The following is a 23,249-nucleotide window of genomic DNA, read 5'->3' on the forward strand; positions in this document are numbered from 1 at the left end:
ATGTCGGCCGCCTGCATCCGGTCGGCGTGGTGTTCTCGAGCTTCATCATGGCGCTGTTCTATATCGGCGGCGAACTGTCGCAATCGCGGCTGGGCATGCCCAATGCGATCACCGGCGTGTTCCAGGGCATCCTGCTGTTCTCGCTGCTGGCGTGCGACGTGCTGATCCACTACAAACTGAGCTGGAGAAAATAATGGAATCGTTTGCGCCCCTGGTCGCCGCATCGATCAACGCCGGCACGCCGCTGATGCTGGCCGCGCTCGGCCTGCTCATCAATGAAAAATCCGGGGTCGTCAACCTCGGCGCCGAAGGCATGATGCTGGTCGCCGCCATCGTCGGCTTCGCCACCGCCGTGCACACCGACAGCGTCACGCTCGGCTTCATCGCCGCCGCCGGCGCCGGCATGCTGCTGGCCGGCTTCTTCGCGTTGATGACGGTCTGGCTCGGCACCAACCAGTATGCGACCGGTCTCGCGCTGTCGCTGTTCGGCAGCGGCGCGTCGGCCTACATCGGCATCAGCTATGTCGGCCACAGCCTGGAGAATCCGAAGTTCGCCGTGCCCTTCCTGTCCGACATTCCCTTCATTGGCGCGGCACTGTTCCGCCAGCATCCGATGGTCTACCTGTCGCTGCTGCTGTGCCTCGGCATCATCTGGTTCCTGTACCGCAGCCGCGCCGGCCTGGTGCTGCGTGCGGTCGGCGAGTCGCCTTCCTCCGCCCATGCGCTCGGCTACAACGTGCGCCTGATCCGCCTTGCGGCGCTGTTGTTCGGCGGTGCCTGCTGCGGCCTCGCCGGCGCCTTCATGTCGCTGGTGTACACGCCGCTGTGGGTCGAAGGCATGGTCGCCGGGCGCGGCTGGATTGCGCTGGCGCTGACCACCTTCGCCACCTGGCGTCCGGCACGCGTGCTGGTCGGCGCCTACCTGTTCGGCGGCGTGACCATGATGACTTTCCATGCGCAGGGGCTGGGCGTGTCGATCGCCTCGCAATGGCTGTCGATGCTGCCTTACCTCGCGACCATCCTGGTGCTGGTGCTGATTTCCACCAATGCCAACTGGATCAAGCTGAACATGCCGGCGTCATTGGGGAAAAATTTCCATCCGCATTGATTGAAGGAAAGGCGCATTTGCACGAAACCGGAGATAATCGCCGGTTGATTGTTGTCAAAGATTCGGACTGCCACGCAAGCCAACTGCCATGCGTACCGTCGCGCCGTTGTACCCGCTCGGCGCGGTCGGGTGTCCGTCGATCCATAGCGGGGCTTGTCCGTAGAGGAAAACCATGCCGAAAAGCTTCATGCGTGCCGCCCTGGCCGCGATTGCCGTCCTGCCAGTAATGGCATTTGCCGCAGACCCCGCACCGCTCAACGTCGGTTTCGTCTATGTCAGCCCGATCGGCGAAGCGGGCTGGACCTTCCAGCACGACATGGGCCGCAAGCAGATGGAGCAGGCGCTCGGCAACAAGGTCAAGACGCGCTTCGTCGAAAGCGTGCCGGAAGGCGCCGATGCAGAACGCGTGATCCGCGACCTCGCGCAGCAGGGCAACAAGCTGATCTTCACGACCTCGTTCGGTTACATGAACCCGACGCTCAAGGTCGCCAAGCAGTTCCCGGACGTCAAGTTCGTGCACCTGACCGGCTACAAGACCGCGCCGAACGTCGCCACCGCCAATGCGCGCTTCTATGAAGCTCGCTACCTCGCCGGCGTCCTTGCGGGCAAGATGACCAAGTCGAATGTCGCTGGCTACGTCGGCGCCTTCCCGATCCCGGAAGTCCTGCAGGGCATCAACGCTTTCACACGCGGCATGCGCAGCGTGAACCCGAAGGCTGAAGTGCGCGTCATCTGGGTCAACAGCTGGTTCGATCCGGGCAAGGAACGCGACGCCGCCATCACCCTGATGGGCCAGGGCGCCGACGTCGTCACCCACCACACCGACTCCCACGCCGCCGTGCAGGCAGCGGAAGAGAAGGGCAAGTTCGCGGTCGCCTACCACTCCGACATGAAGAAGTTCGGCCCGAAGGCCCAGCTCGCCGCCGTCACCCACCACTGGGGCGACTACTACACCAAGGCTGCGCAGCAAGTCATCGACGGCAAGTGGAAGACCAGCTCCACCTGGGGCGGCATCAAGGATGGCTTCGTCAAGCTGGAAGCAATCAACGCCAGCGTGCCTGAAGACGTGAAGAAGCTCGTCGCCGCCGCCGAAAAGGACATCGTCGCGGGCAAGATCACCCCGTTCGACGCGCCGGTGAAGGACAACGAAGGCAAGGTCCGCCTCGACAAGGGCGCGCTGAATGACGATGCGCTGAACAAGATGGATTACTACGTCGAAGGCGTGCAGGGCAAGCTGCCGGGCAAGTGATCGACGGGGGCCATTGCTCCCGATACGTAATTGAAGAAGGCCTGCAGGTATGCAGGCCTTTTTTTCGTCAGAACAATGTCTTTTTTGCACTAATTTTCCTCTTTGGAAAGAACATGCAATTCCCTTGAAACCCGCATGCACAAAGGCCGAAATACGCATATACTGTACGCATAAACAGTATCCGTTCCGGCCGCTTTCAAGGGAACTGAACTCCTTCGAAACCGTCAACGCCGGATTGCAATCCGGGAGGCTCGCGCAGCTCCCACGGCGACAGAGCGAAGCACGATCCCGTCGCCACTTGAACAAGGAGTCCACTATGTTCAAAGCAGGCACATCGGTAGGCGCGGGGCGCTGGCCCAACCAGGGCGCGCACCCCGACCTCTGGCCCAAACCGCTCCGCGGACAGGTCCTCGACTTCTGCGATGTCCGCGCCTGGGCCAATTCCATCCACTTCCCCGAAGACGTCCCGCACGCCGGCGACGTCATGGGTGTTGCACTCAAGCTCAAGGCCGAAGGCAAGCTCGACGGCTTGACGCCGGTGCTGTGGGATTTCATTACGTATCGTCGCGTCACCTGGGAAAAGACGGACGCATTGCGTCTCTACGAAGACGACGTGGTCCTCTGGCGTGCCGCACGCGCGTTGCGCCGCGACGAGATCGAACATCCGCGCCGCCGCAAGCCGCGCGATATTCGCGAGTTCCTGCCGGAGCAACAGCAGCATCTCGCGCTGGCTTAGCTCAGGCGTGTGCGCGGTTGATCATCCGGTAAGCGGGGCCGATATCTTCATCGTTGGGTAAAGGTATAAACTAGTTGCAGTGTTTCATGTTAATTAACACTGTGTTTTTATCCAAAGATTTGTCAAAACAACAGCGTGACAACGGTTTGCGGCAGATCGGTTTCCCAAGTTGGACGGACAGCGATCTGGGGTAATCAGACAGCCGTTGTTTGTCTAAATAAAGTTAGGCCCACTTAGGAGCTGCGATGGCGTACACGGGAAGCTGTCTATGCGGAGGCGTCAGCTTCCAAATCGAGGGCGAGCTTCAGCCCATTCAGGTCTGTCACTGCGAGCAATGCCGCAAGGCTCAAGGCGGACCCTTCGCAGCTGTCCTTCCAGTGGACACCTCAAGCTTTCGGTTGGTTACCGGCGGGGAGTTGCTCAAGTCCTATGAATCGTCGCCAGGCAAGGAGCGTGTGTTCTGCAGTCAGTGCGGGTCGCCTGTATTCAGTCGCCGACGAGCGCTGCCCAACGTCGTTCGCCTTCGAGCTGGACTGATCAACGAGCCGCTCAACGTCGGTCTTGCGTGGCACGCCTACACTGGTTCCAAGTGCAACTGGTGGCCCATCGAAGATCAGGTGCCTCAGTACAAGGAAGGTCATGTCTCATAGCGGGGAGCCTAACCCCTCCGTCGAGCAAACGACGTCGAGCTGGTAGCGCCAGCCCAAGGTTGTTGCTCATGTCGTACATTGGCAAAAATGACCATCCTCCACACAACTTTCGTCCTCGCAGTCCCCGACCTTCAGCGCTCGATGGCGTTCTACCGCGACGTGCTCGGTTTCGACATCCGCGAAATCGGCAATCCGGGCTGGCGCATGTACGTGCGTGACGCATGCCGCATCATGGCGGGCGAGTGCGCAGATGCCATCCCGCCCGCCCAGCTCGGGGACCATTCATACTTTGGCTATCTCGTCGTCGACGATATCGACGCGCTCCATGCAGCGGTAACGGCGGCAGGAGCAGAGATTGTGAAGGCGCTTGCCTGTGAGCCGTGGGGCATGCGCGAGTTTGGCATTCGCACGGTGGACGGGCACCGGCTCATGTTCGGGCAAGAGTCGACATGAGCGAAACGGGTGTACCGCATTGAAAGTACCAGAACGCAGGAGAGCCAGCTTCATGAAGACGCAGTACTACACCGCTACCAGCCTCGACGGATTCATCGCTACGGAAGACGACTCGCTCGACTGGCTGTTTCCCTTGGGGGACGTCAACGATACCAGCTATCCCGCATTCATCGCGGAGGTCGGCGCATTGGCAATGGGCTCGTCGACTTACGAATGGATGCTGCGCCATGCCGACAAGGTGGCTGCGGAGACAGGTTCCCCGTGGCCCTACAAGCAGCCGGTGTGGATCTTTTCCAGCCGGGAGCTTCCGGTGATCAAGGGCGCAGATACGCGTTTCGTCCGGGGCGACGTGCGGCCCGTGCATGCTGAAATGCGCGAGGCGGCAGGGGCAAAGAACATCTGGATCGTTGGCGGGGGCGACCTCGCCGGCCAGTTTTTTGATGCAGGGTTGTTGGATGAGCTTATTGTCCAGGTTGGTTCTGTCACGCTGGGCAAGGGCAAGCCCTTGTTTCCCCGGCGTGTCACGCATCCGCCGTTTCGGCTGGTTTCGGTCCGGCAGGTCGGGACGGGCTTTGCGGAGCTGCGCTATGAAGTCCGCTGAAGCGATGGATGCCAAGCAGCCTGCGGGTGACTGGCGCGCCGAGACCTTGTCCGTGGTTCGTCGTCTTGTCCACGAGGCGGACCCGGACATCATCGAGGAATGCAAATGGATCAAGCCGAGCAACCCCGCTGGGGTGCCGGTGTGGTCACACGGCGGCATCGTCTGCACCGGCGAAACCTACAAGCACACGGTCAAGCTGACCTTTGCGCGCGGGGCGTCACTGCCGGATCCTCACGGACTCTTCAACGCAAGCCTGGAGGGAAACACGCGCCGCGCGATCGACATGCGCGAGGGTGAGGCGCTCGATGCCGAGGCGTTCAAGGAATTGATCAAGGCTGCCGTGGCCGAAAATCTTCGCAAGGAAAAGGGACGCGGTTCCCGAACAAGGAGGTCGACATGAACTATAAAGGCAGCTGCCACTGCGGCAGGATTTCATTCGAAGTCGAAGGCGAGATCAAAGGGGCAATGGCATGCAATTGTTCAATGTGCCAGCGCAAGGGCTCGCTGCTCTGGTTCGTTCCGCGCACCGCACTGCGTCTTGTTTCGCCGGAAGATGCAGCGAGCACATACACGTTCAACAAGCACGTCATCAAGCATCGCTTCTGCCCGACCTGCGGCATTCATCCGTATGGGGAGGGCACGGATCCGAAAGGGAATGCGATGGCGGCGATCAATATCCGCTGCCTGGAGGGTATCGCGCTGGAGGATGTGCCGGTGCAGCATTTTGACGGGCGGGCGGTTTAGAAGCAGGGCTGTGGCTTGCAGGTAGAATCCATGACATGAATACTCCTCAAACTCCGGAGAACCACGCCGGCGCTACGTTCAGCACCCGTCGAGTCCTCCCGTATTCCCCGCAACAGGTCTTCGATGCCTTTGCCAATCCGGACGTGCTCGCCCGCTGGTGGGGACCCAACGGCTTCACCAACACCTTCGAGCTCTTCGAGTTCGCACCCGGCGGGCGGTGGAAGTTCATGATGCACGGCCCGGACGGGACGCACTATCAGAACGAGAGCGTATTCCTTAAGCTGGACAGCCCATCGACGATCGTCATCCAGCACGTGTCGCAGCCGCATTTCACGCTCACAGTGACCATCGCCGCAAATAACGGCGGAACGGAGATTGCGTGGAACCAGGAATTCGAAAGCAGCGAGGTTGCTGACCGAATCAGGCACATCGTCGAACCGGCCAATGAGCAGAACCTGGACCGGCTGCACGCGGTGCTCGAACAGCGCGTCTGACCAAACAACATGCAGGAAAAACCAGTGAAATACTTGTATTTGCAGCCGGATGCCGCATTGCCCGAGCTTGCGGGGCTCCAGCGATTCAAGCTCATCTTGATCGTGGAGTCGGAGGTGTCCCAGATGTGGATGTGGGAGGCGAGCCGCTGGCTGGTGTTGTCCGGCTGCCGCTACATGCTTGCATGGGGCAAGGAATGCGGCGCGTGGCAGGAGGCCGTGGATGAGGCGAACCTCGAACGCTTCGACTATGGCGAGATTCCGGAAGAAGATGTCGTCATGACCACGTCGCATGAGGACGACGACCTGGAAGAAGTGTTCTGGTTTGCGAAAAACCGGGCGAAGCATCCGGCGCAGGATCTTGCTGAAACTTTAATGGTTCATATTGGTGAAACTGACAAGCGCACCGAATTCGAAGACCTCTACAAGTCCACATGACTTCCCGTTGCGGCCCGTCTGAAGCACGCAGCCCGGCCGCATACCATGCCCCTCCCCACACCCCCCTGTCCTTAACTTAAATCAAGGACCAAAAATTTCCATCAAATAAGCCACAAAAGGAGTTTTTCCCTCTTTCTTAAAGATGCATTCTAAATGTATGATTTGACCCATCGGGCTGGAATGCGGTTTTCTCCACATGCGCCAGACCGAAAAACATCCACGGTTCATACATAGGACTCCTGACATGAGTGCATCCTTCACCAAATCCGCAGCCCGGAATATTTTCTATGGCGGGGCGGTGTTCTTCTTCCTGCTATTCCTGGCAATGACCTTCGACACCATGCAGACGCTGCCCAAGCGTGACAACCGCGAGAACCTGACCGAGTCAGTCGCGCGCGGCAAGCACATCTGGGAAACGCGCAACTGCATCGGGTGCCACACATTGATGGGTGAGGGCGCTTACTTCGCTCCCGAGCTTGCCAACGTGTACACCCGTCGCGGCGGCGACTTCATCAAGACGTGGATGAAGATCCAGCCGACCGGTACGCCCGGCCGCCGCCAGATGCCCCAGTTCCACCTGGACGACAAGCAGCTGGACGACCTCGTGAACTTCCTGAAGTACACCTCGGAGGTCAACACCAACAAGTGGCCGCCGAATATCGAAGGCTAATCCGGTTCAATGCAACAAGCGGAGAAAATAATGCAATTCAAATCTCAGGCGGTCGCGAAGCCTTATTTCATCGCGGCGATCGGCCTCTTCTTCGGGCAGATCCTGTTCGGCCTCATCATGGGCCTGCAGTATGTCGTGGGGGACTTCCTGTTCCCGGCGATTCCGTTCAACGTGGCCCGCATGGTCCACACCAACCTGCTGATCGTGTGGCTGCTGTTCGGCTTCATGGGCGCGGCGTACTACCTCATCCCCGAGGAGTCCGAGCGCGAACTGCACAGCCCCAAGCTGGCAATGGCGACATTCTGGGTCTTCCTGATTGCCGGTGCGGCAACCATCGTCGGCTACCTCGCGGTGCCGTACGCCAAGCTGGCCGAGTACACCGGCAATGACTTGCTGGCGACGATGGGACGCGAGTTCCTCGAGCAGCCGCTGCCGACCAAGGTGGGCATCGTGATCGTTGCACTGGTCTTCCTGTACAACATCTCGATGACCATCCTGCGCGGCCGCAAGACCAGCATCAACCTGGTCATGCTGATCGGTCTGTGGGGCCTGGCGATCTTCTTCCTGTTCTCCTTCTACAACCCGGCCAACCTGGTCAAGGACAAGTACTACTGGTGGTGGGTCGTGCACCTCTGGGTGGAAGGCGTGTGGGAACTGATCATGGGTTCGATGCTGGCCTTCGTGCTGATCAAGGTGACCGGCGTTGACCGTGAAGTGATCGAGAAGTGGCTGTACGTGATCATCGCAATGGCGCTGATCACCGGCATCCTCGGTACCGGCCACCACTACTACTGGATCGGCGCACCGGAATACTGGCAATGGTGGGGCAGCGTGTTCTCCGCCCTGGAACCGATTCCGTTCTTCATGATGACCGTCTTTGCATTCAACATGGTGAACCGTCGCCGCCGCGAGCATCCGAACAAGGCGGCCGTGCTGTGGGCCCTGGGTACCGGCGTGATGGCCTTCCTCGGCGCAGGCGTGTGGGGCTTCCTGCACACCCTGGCTCCGGTGAACTACTACACCCACGGCAGCCAGATCACTGCAGCGCACGGCCACATGGCGTTCTACGGTGCGTATGCGATGGTCACCCTGACGATGATCAGCTACACCATGCCCCTGATGCGCGGCCGTCCGGCCAACAGCAACCGGGCACAAGTGATCGAAATGTGGTCGTTCTGGCTGATGACCATCTCGATGGTGTTCATCACCCTGTTCCTGACCGCCGCAGGTATCCTGCAAGTCTGGCTGCAGCGCATCTCGTCCACGCCGATGCCGTTCATGGTGGCGCAGGACCAGGTCTCGCTGTTCTACTGGATGCGCGAAGTGGCTGGCGTCGTCTTCCTCGTCGGTATCGTGCTGTACGTCGTTTCGTTCTTCATCAAGGGCAAGGACAAGGCAGTCGCCTGACCCTCAACTTGACCAACCGCCCGGCTCCGGCCGGGCGGATACGGAAAAAAGCCGTGAACGCTTCACTGTCTCCCTTTGCACCACATCAGAACACGCACTATTTGCCCGGCGACCTTGCGATGTGGTGTTTTATCCTCGCCGAACTGCTGGTATTCGGCGTCTTTTTCGTGGTGTACGCATTCACCCGCGCCAACCACGTCGAACTTTTCAACGCGTCGCAGGCGGAACTCAACCGCGCCAGCGGCGCAATCAATACCGTGCTGCTGGTGACCAGCAGCTTCTTCGTCGTACGTGCCGTCGATGTAATCCGGCGCGGCGGCCTCAATGCAGGTGCGGGATGTGCGCGCTGGCTCTTCGCAGCAATGGGCTGCGGCGGCGCTTTCCTCGTGCTGAAACTCGCCGAATTCGGCGCCAAGGCAGCGGACGGCATTTCGATGTCGACCAATACCTTCTACATGTTTTACCTGTTCCTCGGATTCTTTCACTTCATGCACGTGGTGCTCGGCATGGTGATCCTCGGCGCGGTGGCCCTGAAGGCGCGGCGCGGCGGATACTCGGTCGAGGACCATGCCGGCGTGGAGACCGGCGCGGCCTACTGGCACATGGTGGACCTCGTCTGGATCGTGCTTTTCCCCTTGATTTACGTGCTGCACTGACATCATGACGAATACTGTTTCCATTTGCGCATGGATTGCCCTGCTGGCACTGACGGCGCTCAGCGTCGGCTTCGGCGAAACCCGGCTCAGCGGCGTTGTCGTCTTCGTCCCGGTGCTGGCGGCGACCTTCATCAAGGGCGGCATTGTCATCGACGCCTTCATGGGCCTGCGCCGCGCGCCCCTGATGTGGCGCGCAATTGTTTTCGCGTGGCTGGCCCTGGTCATTGGGCTGATCGCTTTCGCTTTCCGGATTTCTTAGAATTGGCATGGAGGAACCCATGAACGACCTCACCGCTCCCGGCCTGATGGCCACCCTCGACATTCCCTACTACCAGCCAGTCGGCAACGAATGCGCGCTGTTCGAGTACGCCTACCGCAACCGCCTGCCGCTGCTGATCAAGGGCCCGACCGGCTGCGGCAAGACCCGCTTCGTCGCCCACATGGCCGCGCGCCTCGCGCGTCCGCTGATTACCGTCGCCTGCCATGACGACCTGACTGCCGCCGACCTCGTCGGCCGCCACCTGATCGGCGACGGGCAGACAATGTGGTCGGACGGCCCGCTCACGCGCGCGGTGCGCCAGGGCGGCATCTGCTACCTCGATGAAGTGGTCGAGGCGCGCAAGGACACCACCGTCGTGCTGCACCCGCTGACCGACGACCGCCGCATCCTGCCGATCGAACGCACCGGCGAAGAATTGCAGGCGCCGGACGAATTCATGCTGGTGGTGTCGTACAACCCCGGTTACCAGAACCTGCTCAAGAGCCTGAAGCCGTCGACCCGCCAGCGCTTTGTCGCGATCAACTTCGGCTTCCCGCCGGCAGACCTGGAGCAGCGGATCGTCATTGCGGAAACCGGTGTCGATGCACTGCGCGCGACGCAGCTGGTGACGCTGGCCGGCCACTTCCGCCAACTGAAGGACCATGACCTGGAAGAGGCGGTATCGACCCGCCTGCTGGTCTACGCGGCCAGCCTGATGCATGCGGGCTGCGACCCGGTGGACGCCTGCGAGGCGGCGCTGGTCGAACCGCTGACCGACGATCCCGACACCGCCGTGGCGCTGCTCGAAGTCATCAAGGCCACCTTCGGAAAATGATGGAAGAGGACCCGCATGCGCCAGTGGCCGTGCAGGCCGAAGCGCTCTTCCTCCTTAACCTCCTGGTATTGCCCGGACTGTCTTTTGCCGTGCTGCTGTGGCTGGCATATCGCCACCGCCGCAGCCCGAGCCCGCTGGCGCGCTGCCACCTGAAGCAGGCGGTCATCGCCAGCCTGTGGGCTGGCGCACTGCTGACGGCAGTGGCCGCCTTGATCCTGGTGCTGGGCGGCTTGCACAAGCCGGCCACCTGGGTTGTTTTGATCCTGTATTTCACTTGCTGCCACGCTGCGCTGGTCCTGTTCGGCATCGTCGGACTGTCGCGTGCGATGGCGGAAAAAACCTATGTCTATCCACTCATCGGGAGCCGGCAATGGTGATGCCTACAAATAGCGCGTCGACCGGCCCCGCAATCGCGCCCGCCACCGGCGGCAACGCGACCGGCTGGCTGGGCCTGCGCGTGCAGCGCTGGCGGCAGCTCACGCAGGCCGGCTTTTTCCTGCTGTTCATCTTCGCGCCGGTGTTCGACATCTTCCGGCTCGACCTGAATGTGAAGCACTTCATTTTCTTCGGGCTCGACTGGACACTCGGCCTGGACGATTTCCTCGCCGGTCGCGCCACCGCCGTGCAGGCATCGATCAACATCGTGCTGCGCGGCTTCCTGCCGCTGGTCGCGGGCGCCGGCACGCTCATCTACGTCAGCTGGAAGTGGGGAAGGCTGTATTGCGGCTGGCTGTGCCCGCACTTCTCCATCGTCGAAACCATCAACCAGACCCTGCGCCGCGCGATCGGCAAGCAGAGCCTGTGGGATGCCAAGCGCATGCCCTCGCGCAATCCCGACGGCAGCGAAACCAAGCATGACGCGATCTGGTGGTTCGCGGTGGTGCCGCTGGTGATCTTCTGCGCAGTGCTGTGGGCCGTGGTCCTGCTGACCTACCTGCTGCCGCCGGCGGAAATCTACGGCAACATCTGGCACGGCACGCTTACGCGCAACCAGTCCATCTTCCTCGGCGTGGCGACGCTCGCGTTCTTCGTGGAATTCATGTTCGCGCGCCACCTGTTCTGCCGCTATGCGTGCGCGGTGGGCTTCTTCCAGAGCCTCGCATGGATGGGCAATGACAAGGCGATGGTGGTCGGCTTCAAGCGCGAGCGGGCAAAGGATTGCTCGACCTGCTTCTCCGCCTGCGACCACGTCTGCCCGATGCGCCTCAACCCACGCAACGTCAAGCGCATGATGTTCGCCTGCGTGCAATGCGGCCAGTGCGTCGACGCCTGCGACCAAACGCAAGCGGACAACCCGAACGGATCGCTGCTCAACTGGGTGCACGACCTGCGCGCCGAGTCCGAGGCAGCCTTCAACGTGCGTGCGGCACGCACCATCATGATCACGCCGGTGGATGCCGGCAAGAAGGAGTAATCATGGAAGAATTTGTCGGCGGCTTGTGGGACAAGCTGATCACGCGCACCGCCTACCGCGGCTTTCCGAAAGCGCGCGTGGAACTGAAGGACATGGAAAAGATCGCGCCGGTGTTCTTCCGCGCGCTGGGCGGCGATGCCGGTCTCAATATCCGCTCCGGCACCGCCACCACACACGGCGGACGGCGCAGCTGGATGGAACGCGTCGCCGGTATCGGCGAGAAGACCGAGCTGGCCTGGACCGACGACACCACGCTGCACCTGCCGGCTTCGATCGACCTTTATCCGGAGCAGGCACTCAACCGCGAACTCTACCTGTGGCTGATTGCGCTTGCCGCGCATGATGTTGCTCCGGACGAAGCATGGATCGTCCGCAACCAGCAGGCCGCGCGCGCCACGCTGGAAGCATTGCCGGGCATGCAGGGCCGCTACAGCCGGCTGGTCGAGGCGGAACTCGCGCGTCGCATCGTTCCCGCCAAGTTGCCGAAGGACGAGGCTGACGCCGAGCAGGCAATTCGCGATGCCTTGTTCAATCCCGGCTCGGTGACCGAATTTACGCCCGGACAGCGCGCACCGTTCCCGGTGCCGCTATGGCTGCACCCCGAACCGCCGCAGGCGCAGGGCGAACGCCGCAAGGCCGGTCACGCCGAACCGCAGCAGCCGGAAGGCGGGAAGGTGACGAAGGACGAAGAGGCCCGCAAGCGCAGTGCCGAGAATGTCGACATGCCGAAGCCTGACAGCCCCTTCGTCCTGCTGTTCCGTGCCGAAAGCCTGTTTTCCTGGGCCGAGTATGTGAAGGTCAACCGCTCGCTCGACGAAGACGATAACGACGACGCGGCGCAGGCGGCCAACGACCTCGATGTGCTGAGCGTTGCGAATGATGGCAAGACCACCGCCAGTCGCATCCGCTTCGACCTCGACCTGCCGGCCGAGGCGGACGACGACCACGTGCTGGCTGACGGTATCCTGCTGCCCGAGTGGGATTACCGCAAGCGGCAGCTCCAGCCCGCGCACTGCCGCCTGCAAATGCTGTTGGCGCGCGATGCACAAGCCTGCGACCTGCCGGTGGAACTGCGCCCGACAGCGCGCCACCTGCGCAGCCAGTTCCAGGCACTGGTATCGCAGCGTGCGCGACTGCGCGCACAAGCGTCGGGCAGCGACCTCGACCTCGACGCCTGCGTGCGTTTTGCGGCGGAAAAGGCGAGCGGCATGCCCACCGCCGAACCCGGTCTCTACATCGACAGCCGCAAGCAGCAGCGCGACCTGTCCTGCCTGCTGCTGGCCGATTTGTCCCTCTCCACCGATGCGTGGATCAACAACGACGCGCGTGTGATCGACGTCATCCGCGACAGCATGATGCTGTTTGGCGAAGCGCTGGGCGCCACCGGCGACCGGTTCGCGCTGTACGGGTTTTCATCGGTGCGGCGGGAGAATGTGCGTTGCCACCTGCTCAAGGGCTTCGACGAGCGTTATGGCAGCGAAGTGCGCGGACGGCTGGCGGCAATGAAGCCCGGTTTCTACACGCGGATGGGCGCGGCGATCCGCCATTCCGCCGCCATCCTGTCAAAGCAGAAATCTTCACGCAAGCTGCTGCTGATCCTGACCGACGGCAAGCCGAACGACCTCGACAAGTATGAGGGCCGTTATGGCATCGAGGACACGCGCGTGGCTGTGCAGGAAGCGCGCCGGATGGGATTGACGCCGTTCTGCGTGACCATCGACGACAAGGCGGGGGAGTATCTGCCGCACCTGTTCGGCGCGAATGGCTACGTCGTGGTGCGCGATGCGCAGACCTTGCCGAAAGTGCTGCCGGGGTTGTATGTGCAGCTGACTGGCGAAGGATAAAGGACTCGTAGGGTGGGTTTCGCTTGTGCTCTACCTCGGCGGCCCCGCCCACCCAACGGTTCTTTAATCGCCTCAAGCCGTCGTCCGCTCCGCCAGCGCCGCCTCCACCAGATTCAACGTCTGTTCAATCAACGCCCGGAAGCGCACCAGCTGCTCGGGACTTTCGCGATGCTCGCCCAGCAGCTTTTCCAGCTCTGCCGCCTGGAAGGCCAGTTCAGTGGCGCCCACATTGGACGCCATGCCACGGATGCTGTGCACCGTGGACTTCGCGCCGGCGTGGTCGCATGACGCGACAGCCGTGGTGAAATGGTCCAGCGCCGTGCTCAGGCTGGGCACCAGCATGCCAAGGACGCGGTGATACAAATCCACGTCGCCCGACAGGCGGTCCATTGTATCGGCGGTGTCGAAGCCGGGAATCTCGATCGGCGCCAGATCGGATTGCGGTTCGGGGGCGGGCGCTTGCACGGCGGTCACCGTCGCCGGCGTCAGCCAGCGCGTCAGCGTCTGGTAGAACTGCGCCGGATTGATCGGCTTGGTGATGTGATCCTGCATGCCGCTCTTGACACAGGCTTCGCGTTCTTCCGGCGTCGCATGGGCTGTCATCGCCACGATCGGCAGGTCGGCGAAGCGTTCGTCCATGCGGATGCGCCGCGTCGCGGCATGTCCGCCCATTTCCGGCATCTGGATATCCATCAGCACCAGGTTCCAGGCATCCGGTCCTTCCGCAAGCAGCTTGTCCATCGCAATGCGTCCGTCGCCGGCGATCTCGACTTCGGCGCCGGTCACCGTCAGCATTTCGCGCGCGATCTGCTGGTTGACGTCGTTGTCCTCCACAAGCAGTACGCGGCAGCCATCGAAGCGCGGCAGGATCGGCTGGCCGGGCGCGCTGCGGACAGGCGCCTGGCTCTGCGCCAGCACATTGACGAAGGTATCGTGCAGCTGCGACTGGTCGATCGGCTTGTACAGCACGGCGTCGATCGGCGCGTTCTCGGATTGACGCAACACATCGTCGCGGCCGAAGGCGGTCACCAGGATGACCTTGGGAATATGCGCCAGGCCTGCCTTGCGGATCGCGTGCGCCAGTTCGGCGCCGTTCATGCCCGGCATGCCGAGGTCGGCCAGCACCAGGTCATAGGGCATGCCGAGGTCGGCATGGCGGATGGCGATCATGGCGTCGGCGGCGCTGGAGACGGCATTCACCTGCAGCCCGAAACCGTCGACCAGGTTGGTCAGGATTTCGCGCGCGGCGGGGTTGTCATCCACTACCAGCACGCGGCAGCCGAGCAGGCGCTCCGGCAGGCTCGGCAGGGAAGCGGTGGTTTGCGCGCCGAGGCCGAAGCGCAGCGTGAAGCTGAAGGTCGAGCCCGCACCTTCCTGGCTTTGCACGGACATGGTGCCTTCCATCATTTCCACCAGGCGCCGGCTGATGGCGAGCCCCAGGCCGGTGCCGCCGTACTTGCGCGTGGTGGAATCGTCAGCCTGGGTGAAGGCCTGGAACAGCTTGCCCATCTGTTCCGGCGACATCCCGATGCCGGTGTCTTCCACCTCGAAGCGCAGGTCCACGCTCACCAGCCCGGTCGACACGACGCTGCAGCGCAGCTGCACCTTGCCTTCCTGCGTGAACTTGATCGCGTTGCTGATGAGGTTGATCAGGATCTGGCTCAGGCGCAGCGGGTCGCCGTTCAGGTGGACCGGCACGTCGTCGGCGACGTCGAACATGTAGCGCAGGCCCTTTTCCGCCGCGCGCTGGCTGGTCACGGTGCTGACATTGGACAGCACGTCGTGCAGCGTGAAGTCGGTCTTTTCGATGCTCAGCTTGCCGGCTTCGATCTTCGAGAAATCCAGGATGTCGTTGATCAGCCCGAGCAGCGACACGGCGGCGCGGTGGATCTTCTCGACGTAATCGCGCTGCTTGCCGGTGAGGTCGGTGCGCAACGCGAGATAGGCCATGCCGATCACCGCGTTCATCGGCGTGCGGATCTCGTGGCTCATGTTGGCGAGGAAGGCGGACTTCATGCGCGAGGCTTCTTCCGCCACTTCCTTCGCGGCTTCCAGCGCCTTTTCGTGTTCCACCAGTTCGCGGTTGCTGCGCAGCAGTTCGGTGGTGCGCTCGGCAACCCGCTGTTCGAGGATGCGTTCCGAACGCTTCAGGCTGTCCACCAGTTGCTGCTGCGCGATTTCCTTGTCGCGTTTCATCTGGTTGAAGCGGTCGGCCAGCGCCAGGGACAGCAGCAGCATTTCCAGCGCCGAGCCGATCTGGATGCCGTACACCATGATGAAGTTCGGAATCCCCTTGATGCCGAAACTCCGCAGCGCGGTCAGGACCGCGGTGAACACCAGGCAGCTGAAGGCCAGCAGGAAGAAGCGCGCGCTGCGCTGTCCGCGTGCCTTGCAGGCAATGCCGACCACCAGCGCAAGCACCATGTTGAGCATGTCGAGCGTGATGCCGGTGCTGATGATGCTGTGGTAGGGCAGGGCCCAGAAACCAATCATCTGCAGGACATTCAGCCCGATCATCCCGAGCATCACCTTGTCGAGCACCGGGACGGTGACCTCGGTGGCGAGCAGTTTGCGCTGGAACAGCATCAGCGTGATGCCGGTCAGCGCGAAACCGATCATCGACGAGATCATCGACCACTGCGGCTGGTTCGGCCACAGGAACTGGTAGGCGACGCCGCTGAACGCGATCACCGACAGCGCGTTGGCGCCGACGAACATCACGTAATACAGGTAGGTGCGGTCGCGCATGGACGCGAACAGCAGCAGGTTGTACAGGCCGAGCGCCAGCAGCATGCCGAAGTAGAGCGCCTGGCCGATGTATTCATGCAGGCTTTCGTGCTCGAAGACCTTCGGCTCCCACAGCTGGGTCGGGATGTCGAGCGTCGTACCGGTGGCCACGCGCATGTAGTAGGTGATCTTTGCGCCGGCGGGAATGTGCAGCGGGAAGACGAAATTGCGGTGGTTGACCGGCCGCTCGGCGAACGGTTTTGAATGTCCGGTGGCGATGTGCCTGAAGCCGGAACCCTCGGGCACATAGAAGTCCACGTGGTGCAGGTGGGTGAATGCCACCTCGAGCATGCGGTCGAGGTCGGTGCCCGACGTATTCGAGACGGTCATGCGCAGCCAGATCGCGGAGCGCGTGAGGCCGTAGTTGATCGAGTCGTTTTTCTGCGGCGGCTGGTTGTATTGCGCCTGGAAGCCGGGACTGCTGACCTGGTCAATGGTCCATTTCTGCTCCTTGTCTTCCAGCGTCTCCCAGTAAGGCGTCAGCTTGATCGGTTTCGGATTCGGCTTGCCGTCCAGCTGGAGGATGTCGGCACGCGCGGCCGAGCAGAGGAGCAGCAGGGACAGGATGAGGAAACGGAATGCGGTGGGCATCTTCACGCAGTTACATACGGGAAACACATATCGTAACAGCAACACCGGGTCAAGTCTGTGTCTGCGGTTGTTAAGGGCTGGAAACATGTGGTTACACAAGTAACATTTCCTAACAGAAATCAAATATGATGCGGAAAAAACACAATAACAACCGCGGCAAGGATCGGTAACTGCCGCACCAGGGAGGCCTGTATGAGTACCACTCTGCAACACGAAGCCGTCGTCATCGGCAGCGGCTTCGGCGGCGGCGTTCTGTCCGCACGCCTTTCCCGCCAATGGCCGGGCAAGGTCCTGATCCTTGAACGCGGGAAGGAATACCCGCTCGGCGCCTATCCGCGCAGTCCGGCCGACATGGCGGACAACGTCTGGTGTCCCGACGGCGATACCGCCCGCCGGCCGCGGCACGTGCGCCGGCGCAAGGCCCAGCGCGGCCACCTTACCGGGATGTTCGACATCCGCCACTTCGACAAGATCGATACCGTGACGTCCGCCGTCTACGGCGGCGGTTCGCAGATCTACGCCAACGTGTTCCTGCGCCCGCCGGAAGCCGTGTTCGAACAGGGCTGGCCGGCCGGGGTACGCCGCGAAGTACTGGCCCCGTATTACGACGTGGCCCAGCAGGTGCTCGGCGCCCGCCCGGTGCCGCCTGCCTCGAGCGAAGATGACCGGCGCTACATCCGGCGCACTGAGCGCTTCCAGCAATTCGCGCAGGAAGCAAAGTTGCCGACCAGGATGGCCGACATCTGCGTCTATTTCGGCAACGACTACTCCTACCGCGGCAGCGAACAGCCGCTGCCGCTCGGTGTGCAGCAGGCCAACCGCTACGGCACGCTGCAGACCTCCTGCACCTACTGCGGCGAATGCGACATCGGCTGCAATGTGCAGGCCAAGAATTCGGTCGACCACAATTACCTCCACGTGGCGCGGCACCGTTACAACGCTGCGGTGCGCACGCAATGCGAGGTGGAACGCATCGTGCCGCTGGACGCCAGCCAGGCCGACGATCCGGACGGCGACGGCTACCACGGCTATCGCGTCTATTTCCGCGACCTGCGCATGGGTGGCACGCATAGCGTCACCACCCGCCGCGTCGTGGTTTCCGCCGGCACGCTCGGTACCAACGAGCTGCTGATGCGCAACCGCGACGTGCACAAGACGCTGCCGCGCATTTCGCAACGTCTCGGCAAGCAGTTCTCGGGCAACGGCGACTTTCTCGCGTTCGCCGTGGACGGCAAGAAGGAAGTCAATTCCACCTACGGCCCGGTCATCACCCAGTACACCGACCACCACCTGTACAAGGACCTCGACCGCAAGCAGGCGTTCCTGCTGCAGGACGCGAGCTACCCGACCCAGGTGGGCTGGGCAACGGCGGCACTGGGGCCGGTGATGAATCCTTTCGACATGATCTGGACCACCTGCAAGCAGGTGCTGGCCTACGCCTTCGACAAGTTCTACCCGGGCCGCAAGCGCAGCAGCGTCGGTTACATGATGCAGAAGCTCTTCTCGCACGATCTTTCAGAGTACAGCGCGGTGCTGCTGTGCATGGGACTGGACAACGCGAAGGGTGTGCTGAGCCTGAACAAGGACGGCTACCTCGACATCGACTGGCCGCAGGAAAGCAACAGCAGCCTGTACGACGCGATCATCAACCTGGGCGAGCGCTTCACGCAGTTCATCGGCGGCAAGCACTACGTGCCCATGCCGAATTGGCTGTGGCCGATCAAGAACAATGTCACCGTCCATCCGCTAGGCGGCTGCGCGCTGGCGGAGTCACCCGAGCAGGGCGTGGTGAGCGCGGTGCAGGGGAGCCGCGGACAGGTGTTCGGCTACCACGGGCTGTATGTGGCCGACGGGTCGCTGATGCCGACGGCGCTGGGGGCGAATCCGGTGGCGACCATTACCGCGTTGTCGGAGTGGATTGCGCATGACATTACCGGAGTGACGCCGGATGCGGGGCTGTAAGAGGATGTGAAGCAAATCACAAACTTCAGGGAGCAAGCGCATGTCCGATGAACTGAGCGGCGTCAACATCCACTTCGCCGAAGTCATGAAAGGCTTCGTCAGCGCCGAAGCCACCACCTTCGAGGACGGTTTCGCCGACGGCGAGAAGGCCGGCCATACACTGGCGCTGCACGTGACGGTACGCATACCCGACCTGCACGCCTTCCTGCGTACGGAAGGCCATGCCGGCACACTCGAGGGACATGTCGACTGCCCGCTGCTCGGCGGCGTGTGCCCTGTGCAGTCAGGCACCTTCCGCCTGATGCCTAACACCGCCGACCGCGATCGCAAGGTCATGTACTACCAGGTGTATTGCACCACGCCCTCGGGCGAGCAGTTCACTTTCGTCGGCAACAAGCAGGTGCAGCACAACGAGCCGTTCGACCTGTGGCACGACACGACGACGCTGTTCGTCAATGTGTACCGCGGCCATGTCGACCCGGACAAGCCGGCCGAGGCCGCGCTGTGGGTGACCGGCATCATCAGCCTTGGCCTGCTCGATTTCATGCAGGTGCTGCGCGGCCTGCGCGCGACCGACGCGCGCGGTGAAACCAGTTTCGCCGGCCTGGCGGCTTTTGGCACCTTTTTCGCCGGCAAGTTGTGGGACGTTTACGGTCCCCACCTGCCGCCACGTCCCAGCCATCCGCAGCGCACCTATGCGAAATTCACACTGGAGGGCGTGCAGGGCGCTGCGGTGTCGGTCCATCCCTTTTCCACCGCCGACGGACTCGCGCTGAACCTCACGCGCTTCTCGCGCGCGGCCAGCGACGATGTGGTGCTGGTGGTGCACGGGCTGACCAGTTCATCCGACATGTTCATCATGCCGGAGCACCGCAACCTGGTGCAGACGCTGCTCGACGAGGGCTTCTCCGATGTATGGGCACTGGATTACCGCGGCAGCTGCCGCTTCCCGTACAACCTCGCCCGCAGCCGTTACAACATGGATGACATCGCGCTGTTCGACCATCCGGCGGCGATTGCGGAACTGCGCCGACATATCGGGCCGCATCGCCGCATTCATGTGATCGCGCATTGCGTTGGCGCGATGACCGTGGCGATGAGCCTGTTCGGCAAGACGCTGCAGGGCGTTTCCAGCGTTATCCTGAACAGCGTCGCGCTCACGCCGTATGTGCCGGTCTGGTCGGCATTCAAATGCGTGCTGGGGCCGTGGATGTCGGATTACGTGCTCGGCATCGAGTACTACAACCCGAGCTGGCGCCGCCAGCCCGGCTGGTCGGTCGGCAAGCTGATCGCGATGGGCGCCGACCTGCTGCACCAGGAATGCGATTCGCCGGAATGCCACATGCTCAGCTTCATGTGGGGCACCGGCCGGCCCGCGCTGTTCAACCACGAAAACATGCTGAAGGTGACGCACGACCGCCTCGGCGACCTGTTCGGCGGCGTCGACGTGCATTACTACCGGCATGTGCACAAGATGGTCGGCGCCCGCAACACGGCGGTGAAGTTCGAGCCGGGCAATCCGCGCTATGCGGCGCTGCCTGACAACTACTTCGATTGCGCGGCCGATATTCGCACGCCCATCCTGTTCGTGCAGGGGCAGGACAACCGCGTGTTCGCCGATTCCAACATCCGTTGCCACGAGCGGCTGGAAAAGATCGTCCCCGGCCGGCATCGGCTGCATGTGGTGCCCGGTTACGGCCACCAGGACATTTTCATGGGCAAGGACGTGGACAAGGACGTCTTTCCCCACCTGATTTCCTTCCTGCGGGAGCATGCGCATGCCTGAGCGGATGCTCCCTCCCGGCCTGGTCATGTGGCCGGCCGGCACTGCGCGCAAGAACCGGCTGTGCGTGCTCATCAGCGACATCCATTGCACCGACTGCACCGTTGGCAACCAGACCGCGTCGGAAACGGACTGGCAATTGTTCTTCGAACAGATGGAATTCGCCGTCGGCAATCCCGGCGACCGGGCGCAAGCGCCGGCGGACCGGCGCATCGATGAACTGCTGCTCATCCTCAACGGCGACATCGTCGACCTGATCCGCACCAGCAAGTGGGCGGCCGCCGGCGTCTATCCCTGGCAGCGTGACGATCCACGCTTTGCCGACATCGTCGTGGCAACCATGCGCGACATCGTCGACATCCATGCGAAGAAGCGCCCGCAGGACAGCGAGCAACCTTATTCCGGCTTCTTCTACTGGATGCGCGAGAGCCTCGACAGGTTGCGCAAGGATGGCATCGCCGTCACTGTCGTCCCCATCGTCGGCAACCATGACAAGGAACTGCAGGTGGTGCCTGCGGCGCGGCAGATGTTTTACGAAGAATGCCTTGGCATCGACGCGCTTTCGATCAGCGACGCCTACCGCGCGTGGGTCGCCGCGCAGATGGGCACATCCGAAGCGGACATGTATCCGCACATGCCGTTCTATTTCGCCGACACCGGCCTGCGCCTGCTCGCCACCCACGGCCAGTGGCGTGACCAGGACAATGCGCGCGCCACGGCGCGGTGGAAGCTGTCGCACGGCTGGCAGCCGCAGGCCTGGAAAGAGGAACAGTACCGCGCCTTCAGCGATCCCTGTTTCGGCGATACGGTGGCATCGGGCATGCTGTCGCGTTTCATCTGGAAAATGGCGAGTTCCATCGACAGGCAGATGCAGGGCGCGAACCGCATCTGCAACCTGCTCGACGAAATGGACTTGTACCGGCCATCGGTCGGCGCGGTGGTACGCCTGCTCCACGAGTCGTGGCGCATGGCGATCCGCACGCCGGAGGCGCGCGGCCTGCACAACGAAGTGCTGCGCTGCTTCCGCGAAAGCCTGGTCGGCTGGATTTCGCACGACGAGACCTGGAACAGCGCGAGTCTTTCCAGGAAGTTCGGACTGTGCGTGCTGAAGGTGCTGAGCAAGATCAAGTGGTACCCGCTGGAGATCACCCTGATGCGCATGATGGCGAAGATGCAGGAGCCGGAATCGGACATCAAGGAAAGCACCCTTGCTGGCTTGCCTGCCTTCCAGCCGGCCTACCGCATGCTCGGCCTGCGCCTGCACGTGGAAGGGCATACGCATGTGGCGCTGGAGGCGGACATGCAATTCCAGCAGCCGCGCGAGGGGCGCAACAATTACACCTACATCAACCTCGGCGCCTGGCGCGACGCCATCGTGCAAAAGCGCAACCGCGGCTACCGCCGGCGCGGCGTCGGCCGTGCGCTGTTCATCTTCGACCTGGCCCGTCAGACGCCGCATGTGCCGGACGACGCCTACCGCTTCTATGCGCGCGACATGACGAGCTGGGGCGATCGCATGGACAGCTGGTAATCCTTGATGCTCCGCAAAGGCCGGCGCATTTTTCGCGCCGGCGCAAGACCTGTACGCCGCGAACACGGTCGAAGTGCTTTGACCGGAAGCACCTGTTGCGGCAATGAAGAATCCCTGGCTGAAGAAAAATCCCCTGATGAGCATGTGGCTCAGCGGCGCCAACGCCGTTGCCGGCTCGGTAAGCGGACGTGTCGTGGCGGAAAGCAGACGCCAGGGCAAGGCGGCGATGAACCGCGCCATGAAACAGGCGGCCGGTTTCTGGACCGGGATGCCTGTTGCCAAGCCTTCCACCAAGCGCAAGAAAAAGCGCCATTAACCCAAGGAGAAGCAAGCATGAAGCGTACGGCAACGGCCGCATGGAGCGGCGGACTCAAGGATGGAACCGGCACCGTGTCATTGCAGAGCGGGGTGCTGTCGAATTCGCGTTATGGCTTTCAGTCGCGGTTCGAGGATGGGCCGGGGACGAATCCGGAGGAATTGATCGCGGCGGCGCATGCGGGGTGCTTCACGATGGCGTTATCGCTGCAATTGGAAGAGGCGGGTTACAAGGCGGAGAGTTTGAAGACGGATGCTGTTGTGACGCTGGAGAAGCTGGCCTCGGGGTTTGAGATTACCAAGGTACATTTGAATCTTGTGGCGAAGGTGCCGGGGATTGGGAAGGATGTGTTTGATAAGGCGGTGGATGGGGCTAAGGTGGGGTGTCCTGTTTCTAAGTTGTTGAAGGCGGAGATTTCGTTGACCTCGAAGTTGGAGTAGGGGTTTTCTTCGCTGCCCCTGGTCTGTTGTCTCTCCGTGGAGACTAGCCGGGTCCGGCCCCGGCTAGCATCCACAGAGAAACCCAGGACCAGGGTCACCGAAGAAAAACTACTTAAGCCCGCGCATCCTCCCCCCAAACCTGCCACATCCTGAACCTAACCCCCGCCTGCTCAGGACTAAGCATCTCCCGCACAGCAAACCCCACGTTCCCCGTATCCCGCCTAACAGGCCGGGAAAGCAATACCCCGTCCGACCCCACCAGAACCTGCACCGAAGGCGCTGTG

Annotated in this window: 24 protein-coding genes and 1 pseudogene; 24 read left to right on the forward strand and 1 reads right to left on the reverse strand. The window is 62.3% G+C overall.

Features of this window, described 5'->3' with window-relative positions:
• The 19 genes and pseudogenes from AYR66_RS09760 to AYR66_RS09850 form a co-directional block, all read left to right on the forward strand.
• Positions 1-194: pseudogene (locus AYR66_RS09760) on the forward strand (ABC transporter permease); the annotation flags it as partial.
• Entirely contained in the window at positions 194-1,108 is a 915-nt protein-coding gene (locus AYR66_RS09765; RefSeq protein WP_088707337.1) for an ABC transporter permease, read from the forward strand. The pseudogene AYR66_RS09760 and the gene AYR66_RS09765, both read left to right, overlap by 1 nt.
• A gap of 172 nt (positions 1,109-1,280) precedes the next feature.
• Complete coding sequence (locus AYR66_RS09770) at positions 1,281-2,357, forward strand: BMP family ABC transporter substrate-binding protein (protein ID WP_088707338.1); 1,077 nt, start codon at positions 1,281-1,283, stop codon at positions 2,355-2,357.
• 316 nt (positions 2,358-2,673) lie between these two features.
• A complete protein-coding gene (locus AYR66_RS09775) occupies positions 2,674-3,093 on the forward strand; it encodes a hypothetical protein (RefSeq protein ID WP_088707339.1) in 420 nt (139 codons plus the stop codon).
• 245 nt (positions 3,094-3,338) lie between these two features.
• The gene (locus tag AYR66_RS09780; RefSeq protein WP_088707340.1) at positions 3,339-3,743 is read left to right on the forward strand and encodes a GFA family protein; all 405 of its coding nucleotides are present in this window, start codon (positions 3,339-3,341) and stop codon (positions 3,741-3,743) included.
• 87 nt (positions 3,744-3,830) lie between these two features.
• Entirely contained in the window at positions 3,831-4,196 is a 366-nt protein-coding gene (locus tag AYR66_RS09785; RefSeq protein WP_088707341.1) for a VOC family protein, read from the forward strand.
• Between the two features lie 52 nt (positions 4,197-4,248).
• Complete coding sequence (locus tag AYR66_RS09790; protein ID WP_088707342.1) at positions 4,249-4,797, forward strand: dihydrofolate reductase family protein; 549 nt, start codon at positions 4,249-4,251, stop codon at positions 4,795-4,797.
• Positions 4,784-5,197, forward strand: coding sequence for a DUF1801 domain-containing protein (locus AYR66_RS09795; RefSeq protein ID WP_088707343.1), 414 nt, complete (start codon positions 4,784-4,786; stop codon positions 5,195-5,197). Before AYR66_RS09790 ends, AYR66_RS09795 begins: the two co-directional genes overlap by 14 nt.
• Positions 5,194-5,541, forward strand: coding sequence for a GFA family protein (locus AYR66_RS09800; protein ID WP_088707344.1), 348 nt, complete (start codon positions 5,194-5,196; stop codon positions 5,539-5,541). The genes AYR66_RS09795 and AYR66_RS09800 overlap by 4 nt, the downstream gene beginning before the upstream one ends.
• Positions 5,542-5,576: 35 nt before the next feature.
• On the forward strand, positions 5,577-6,035 hold the full coding sequence (locus AYR66_RS09805) for an SRPBCC domain-containing protein (protein WP_088707345.1): 459 nt from the start codon (positions 5,577-5,579) through the stop codon (positions 6,033-6,035).
• A 9-nt stretch (positions 6,036-6,044) separates the two neighbouring features.
• Complete coding sequence (locus AYR66_RS09810; protein ID WP_088707346.1) at positions 6,045-6,470, forward strand: DUF7684 family protein; 426 nt, start codon at positions 6,045-6,047, stop codon at positions 6,468-6,470.
• A gap of 244 nt (positions 6,471-6,714) precedes the next feature.
• A complete protein-coding gene (locus tag AYR66_RS09815; RefSeq protein WP_088707347.1) occupies positions 6,715-7,140 on the forward strand; it encodes a c-type cytochrome in 426 nt (141 codons plus the stop codon).
• A 30-nt stretch (positions 7,141-7,170) separates the two neighbouring features.
• Positions 7,171-8,547: a cbb3-type cytochrome c oxidase subunit I gene (locus tag AYR66_RS09820; protein ID WP_088707348.1), complete on the forward strand. Its 1,377-nt coding sequence runs from the start codon at positions 7,171-7,173 to the stop codon at positions 8,545-8,547.
• 53 nt (positions 8,548-8,600) lie between these two features.
• A complete protein-coding gene (locus tag AYR66_RS09825; protein WP_206047123.1) occupies positions 8,601-9,203 on the forward strand; it encodes a cytochrome c oxidase subunit 3 family protein in 603 nt (200 codons plus the stop codon).
• A gap of 4 nt (positions 9,204-9,207) precedes the next feature.
• Positions 9,208-9,462 carry a cytochrome C oxidase subunit IV family protein gene (locus AYR66_RS09830; protein ID WP_088707349.1) on the forward strand — a complete coding sequence of 85 codons (255 nt, stop codon included), beginning with the start codon at positions 9,208-9,210 and terminating at the stop codon, positions 9,460-9,462.
• Positions 9,463-9,508: 46 nt separating this feature from the next.
• Positions 9,509-10,297 (forward strand): CbbQ/NirQ/NorQ/GpvN family protein, encoded by a 789-nt coding sequence (locus AYR66_RS09835; protein WP_206047278.1) that lies wholly within the window; start codon positions 9,509-9,511, stop codon positions 10,295-10,297.
• Positions 10,294-10,674 (forward strand): magnetosome magnetite crystal formation protein family, encoded by a 381-nt coding sequence (locus AYR66_RS09840; RefSeq protein ID WP_088707351.1) that lies wholly within the window; start codon positions 10,294-10,296, stop codon positions 10,672-10,674. The genes AYR66_RS09835 and AYR66_RS09840 overlap by 4 nt, the downstream gene beginning before the upstream one ends.
• Positions 10,668-11,711, forward strand: a complete 1,044-nt coding sequence (locus AYR66_RS09845) for a 4Fe-4S binding protein (protein WP_206047124.1) — start codon at positions 10,668-10,670, stop codon at positions 11,709-11,711. The genes AYR66_RS09840 and AYR66_RS09845 overlap by 7 nt, the downstream gene beginning before the upstream one ends.
• A gap of 2 nt (positions 11,712-11,713) precedes the next feature.
• Positions 11,714-13,555: a nitric oxide reductase activation protein NorD gene (locus AYR66_RS09850; protein WP_088707352.1), complete on the forward strand. Its 1,842-nt coding sequence runs from the start codon at positions 11,714-11,716 to the stop codon at positions 13,553-13,555.
• A 72-nt stretch (positions 13,556-13,627) separates the two neighbouring features.
• Here AYR66_RS09850 and AYR66_RS09855 read toward each other — a convergent pair whose 3' ends face one another.
• Positions 13,628-16,933 (reverse strand): hybrid sensor histidine kinase/response regulator, encoded by a 3,306-nt coding sequence (locus AYR66_RS09855; RefSeq protein WP_234815021.1) that lies wholly within the window; start codon positions 16,931-16,933, stop codon positions 13,628-13,630.
• Positions 16,934-17,125: 192 nt separating this feature from the next.
• Between AYR66_RS09855 and AYR66_RS09860 the strand changes: the two genes are divergently transcribed.
• The 5 genes from AYR66_RS09860 (at position 17,126) to AYR66_RS09880 (ending at position 22,965) form a co-directional block, all read left to right on the forward strand.
• Entirely contained in the window at positions 17,126-18,895 is a 1,770-nt protein-coding gene (locus AYR66_RS09860) for a GMC family oxidoreductase N-terminal domain-containing protein (RefSeq protein ID WP_088707354.1), read from the forward strand.
• Positions 18,896-18,935: 40 nt separating this feature from the next.
• On the forward strand, positions 18,936-20,681 hold the full coding sequence (locus AYR66_RS09865; RefSeq protein WP_088707355.1) for an alpha/beta fold hydrolase: 1,746 nt from the start codon (positions 18,936-18,938) through the stop codon (positions 20,679-20,681).
• Positions 20,674-22,209, forward strand: a complete 1,536-nt coding sequence (locus tag AYR66_RS09870) for a metallophosphoesterase (protein ID WP_088707356.1) — start codon at positions 20,674-20,676, stop codon at positions 22,207-22,209. The genes AYR66_RS09865 and AYR66_RS09870 overlap by 8 nt, the downstream gene beginning before the upstream one ends.
• Positions 22,210-22,312: 103 nt before the next feature.
• Entirely contained in the window at positions 22,313-22,525 is a 213-nt protein-coding gene (locus AYR66_RS09875) for a hypothetical protein (protein ID WP_088707357.1), read from the forward strand.
• Positions 22,526-22,542: 17 nt separating this feature from the next.
• Positions 22,543-22,965: an OsmC family protein gene (locus AYR66_RS09880; RefSeq protein ID WP_088707358.1), complete on the forward strand. Its 423-nt coding sequence runs from the start codon at positions 22,543-22,545 to the stop codon at positions 22,963-22,965.
• The last annotated feature ends 284 nt before the right edge of the window (positions 22,966-23,249 follow it).

Source organism: Noviherbaspirillum denitrificans (assembly GCF_002211445.1).
Lineage (GTDB): Bacteria > Pseudomonadota > Gammaproteobacteria > Burkholderiales > Burkholderiaceae_D > Noviherbaspirillum > Noviherbaspirillum denitrificans.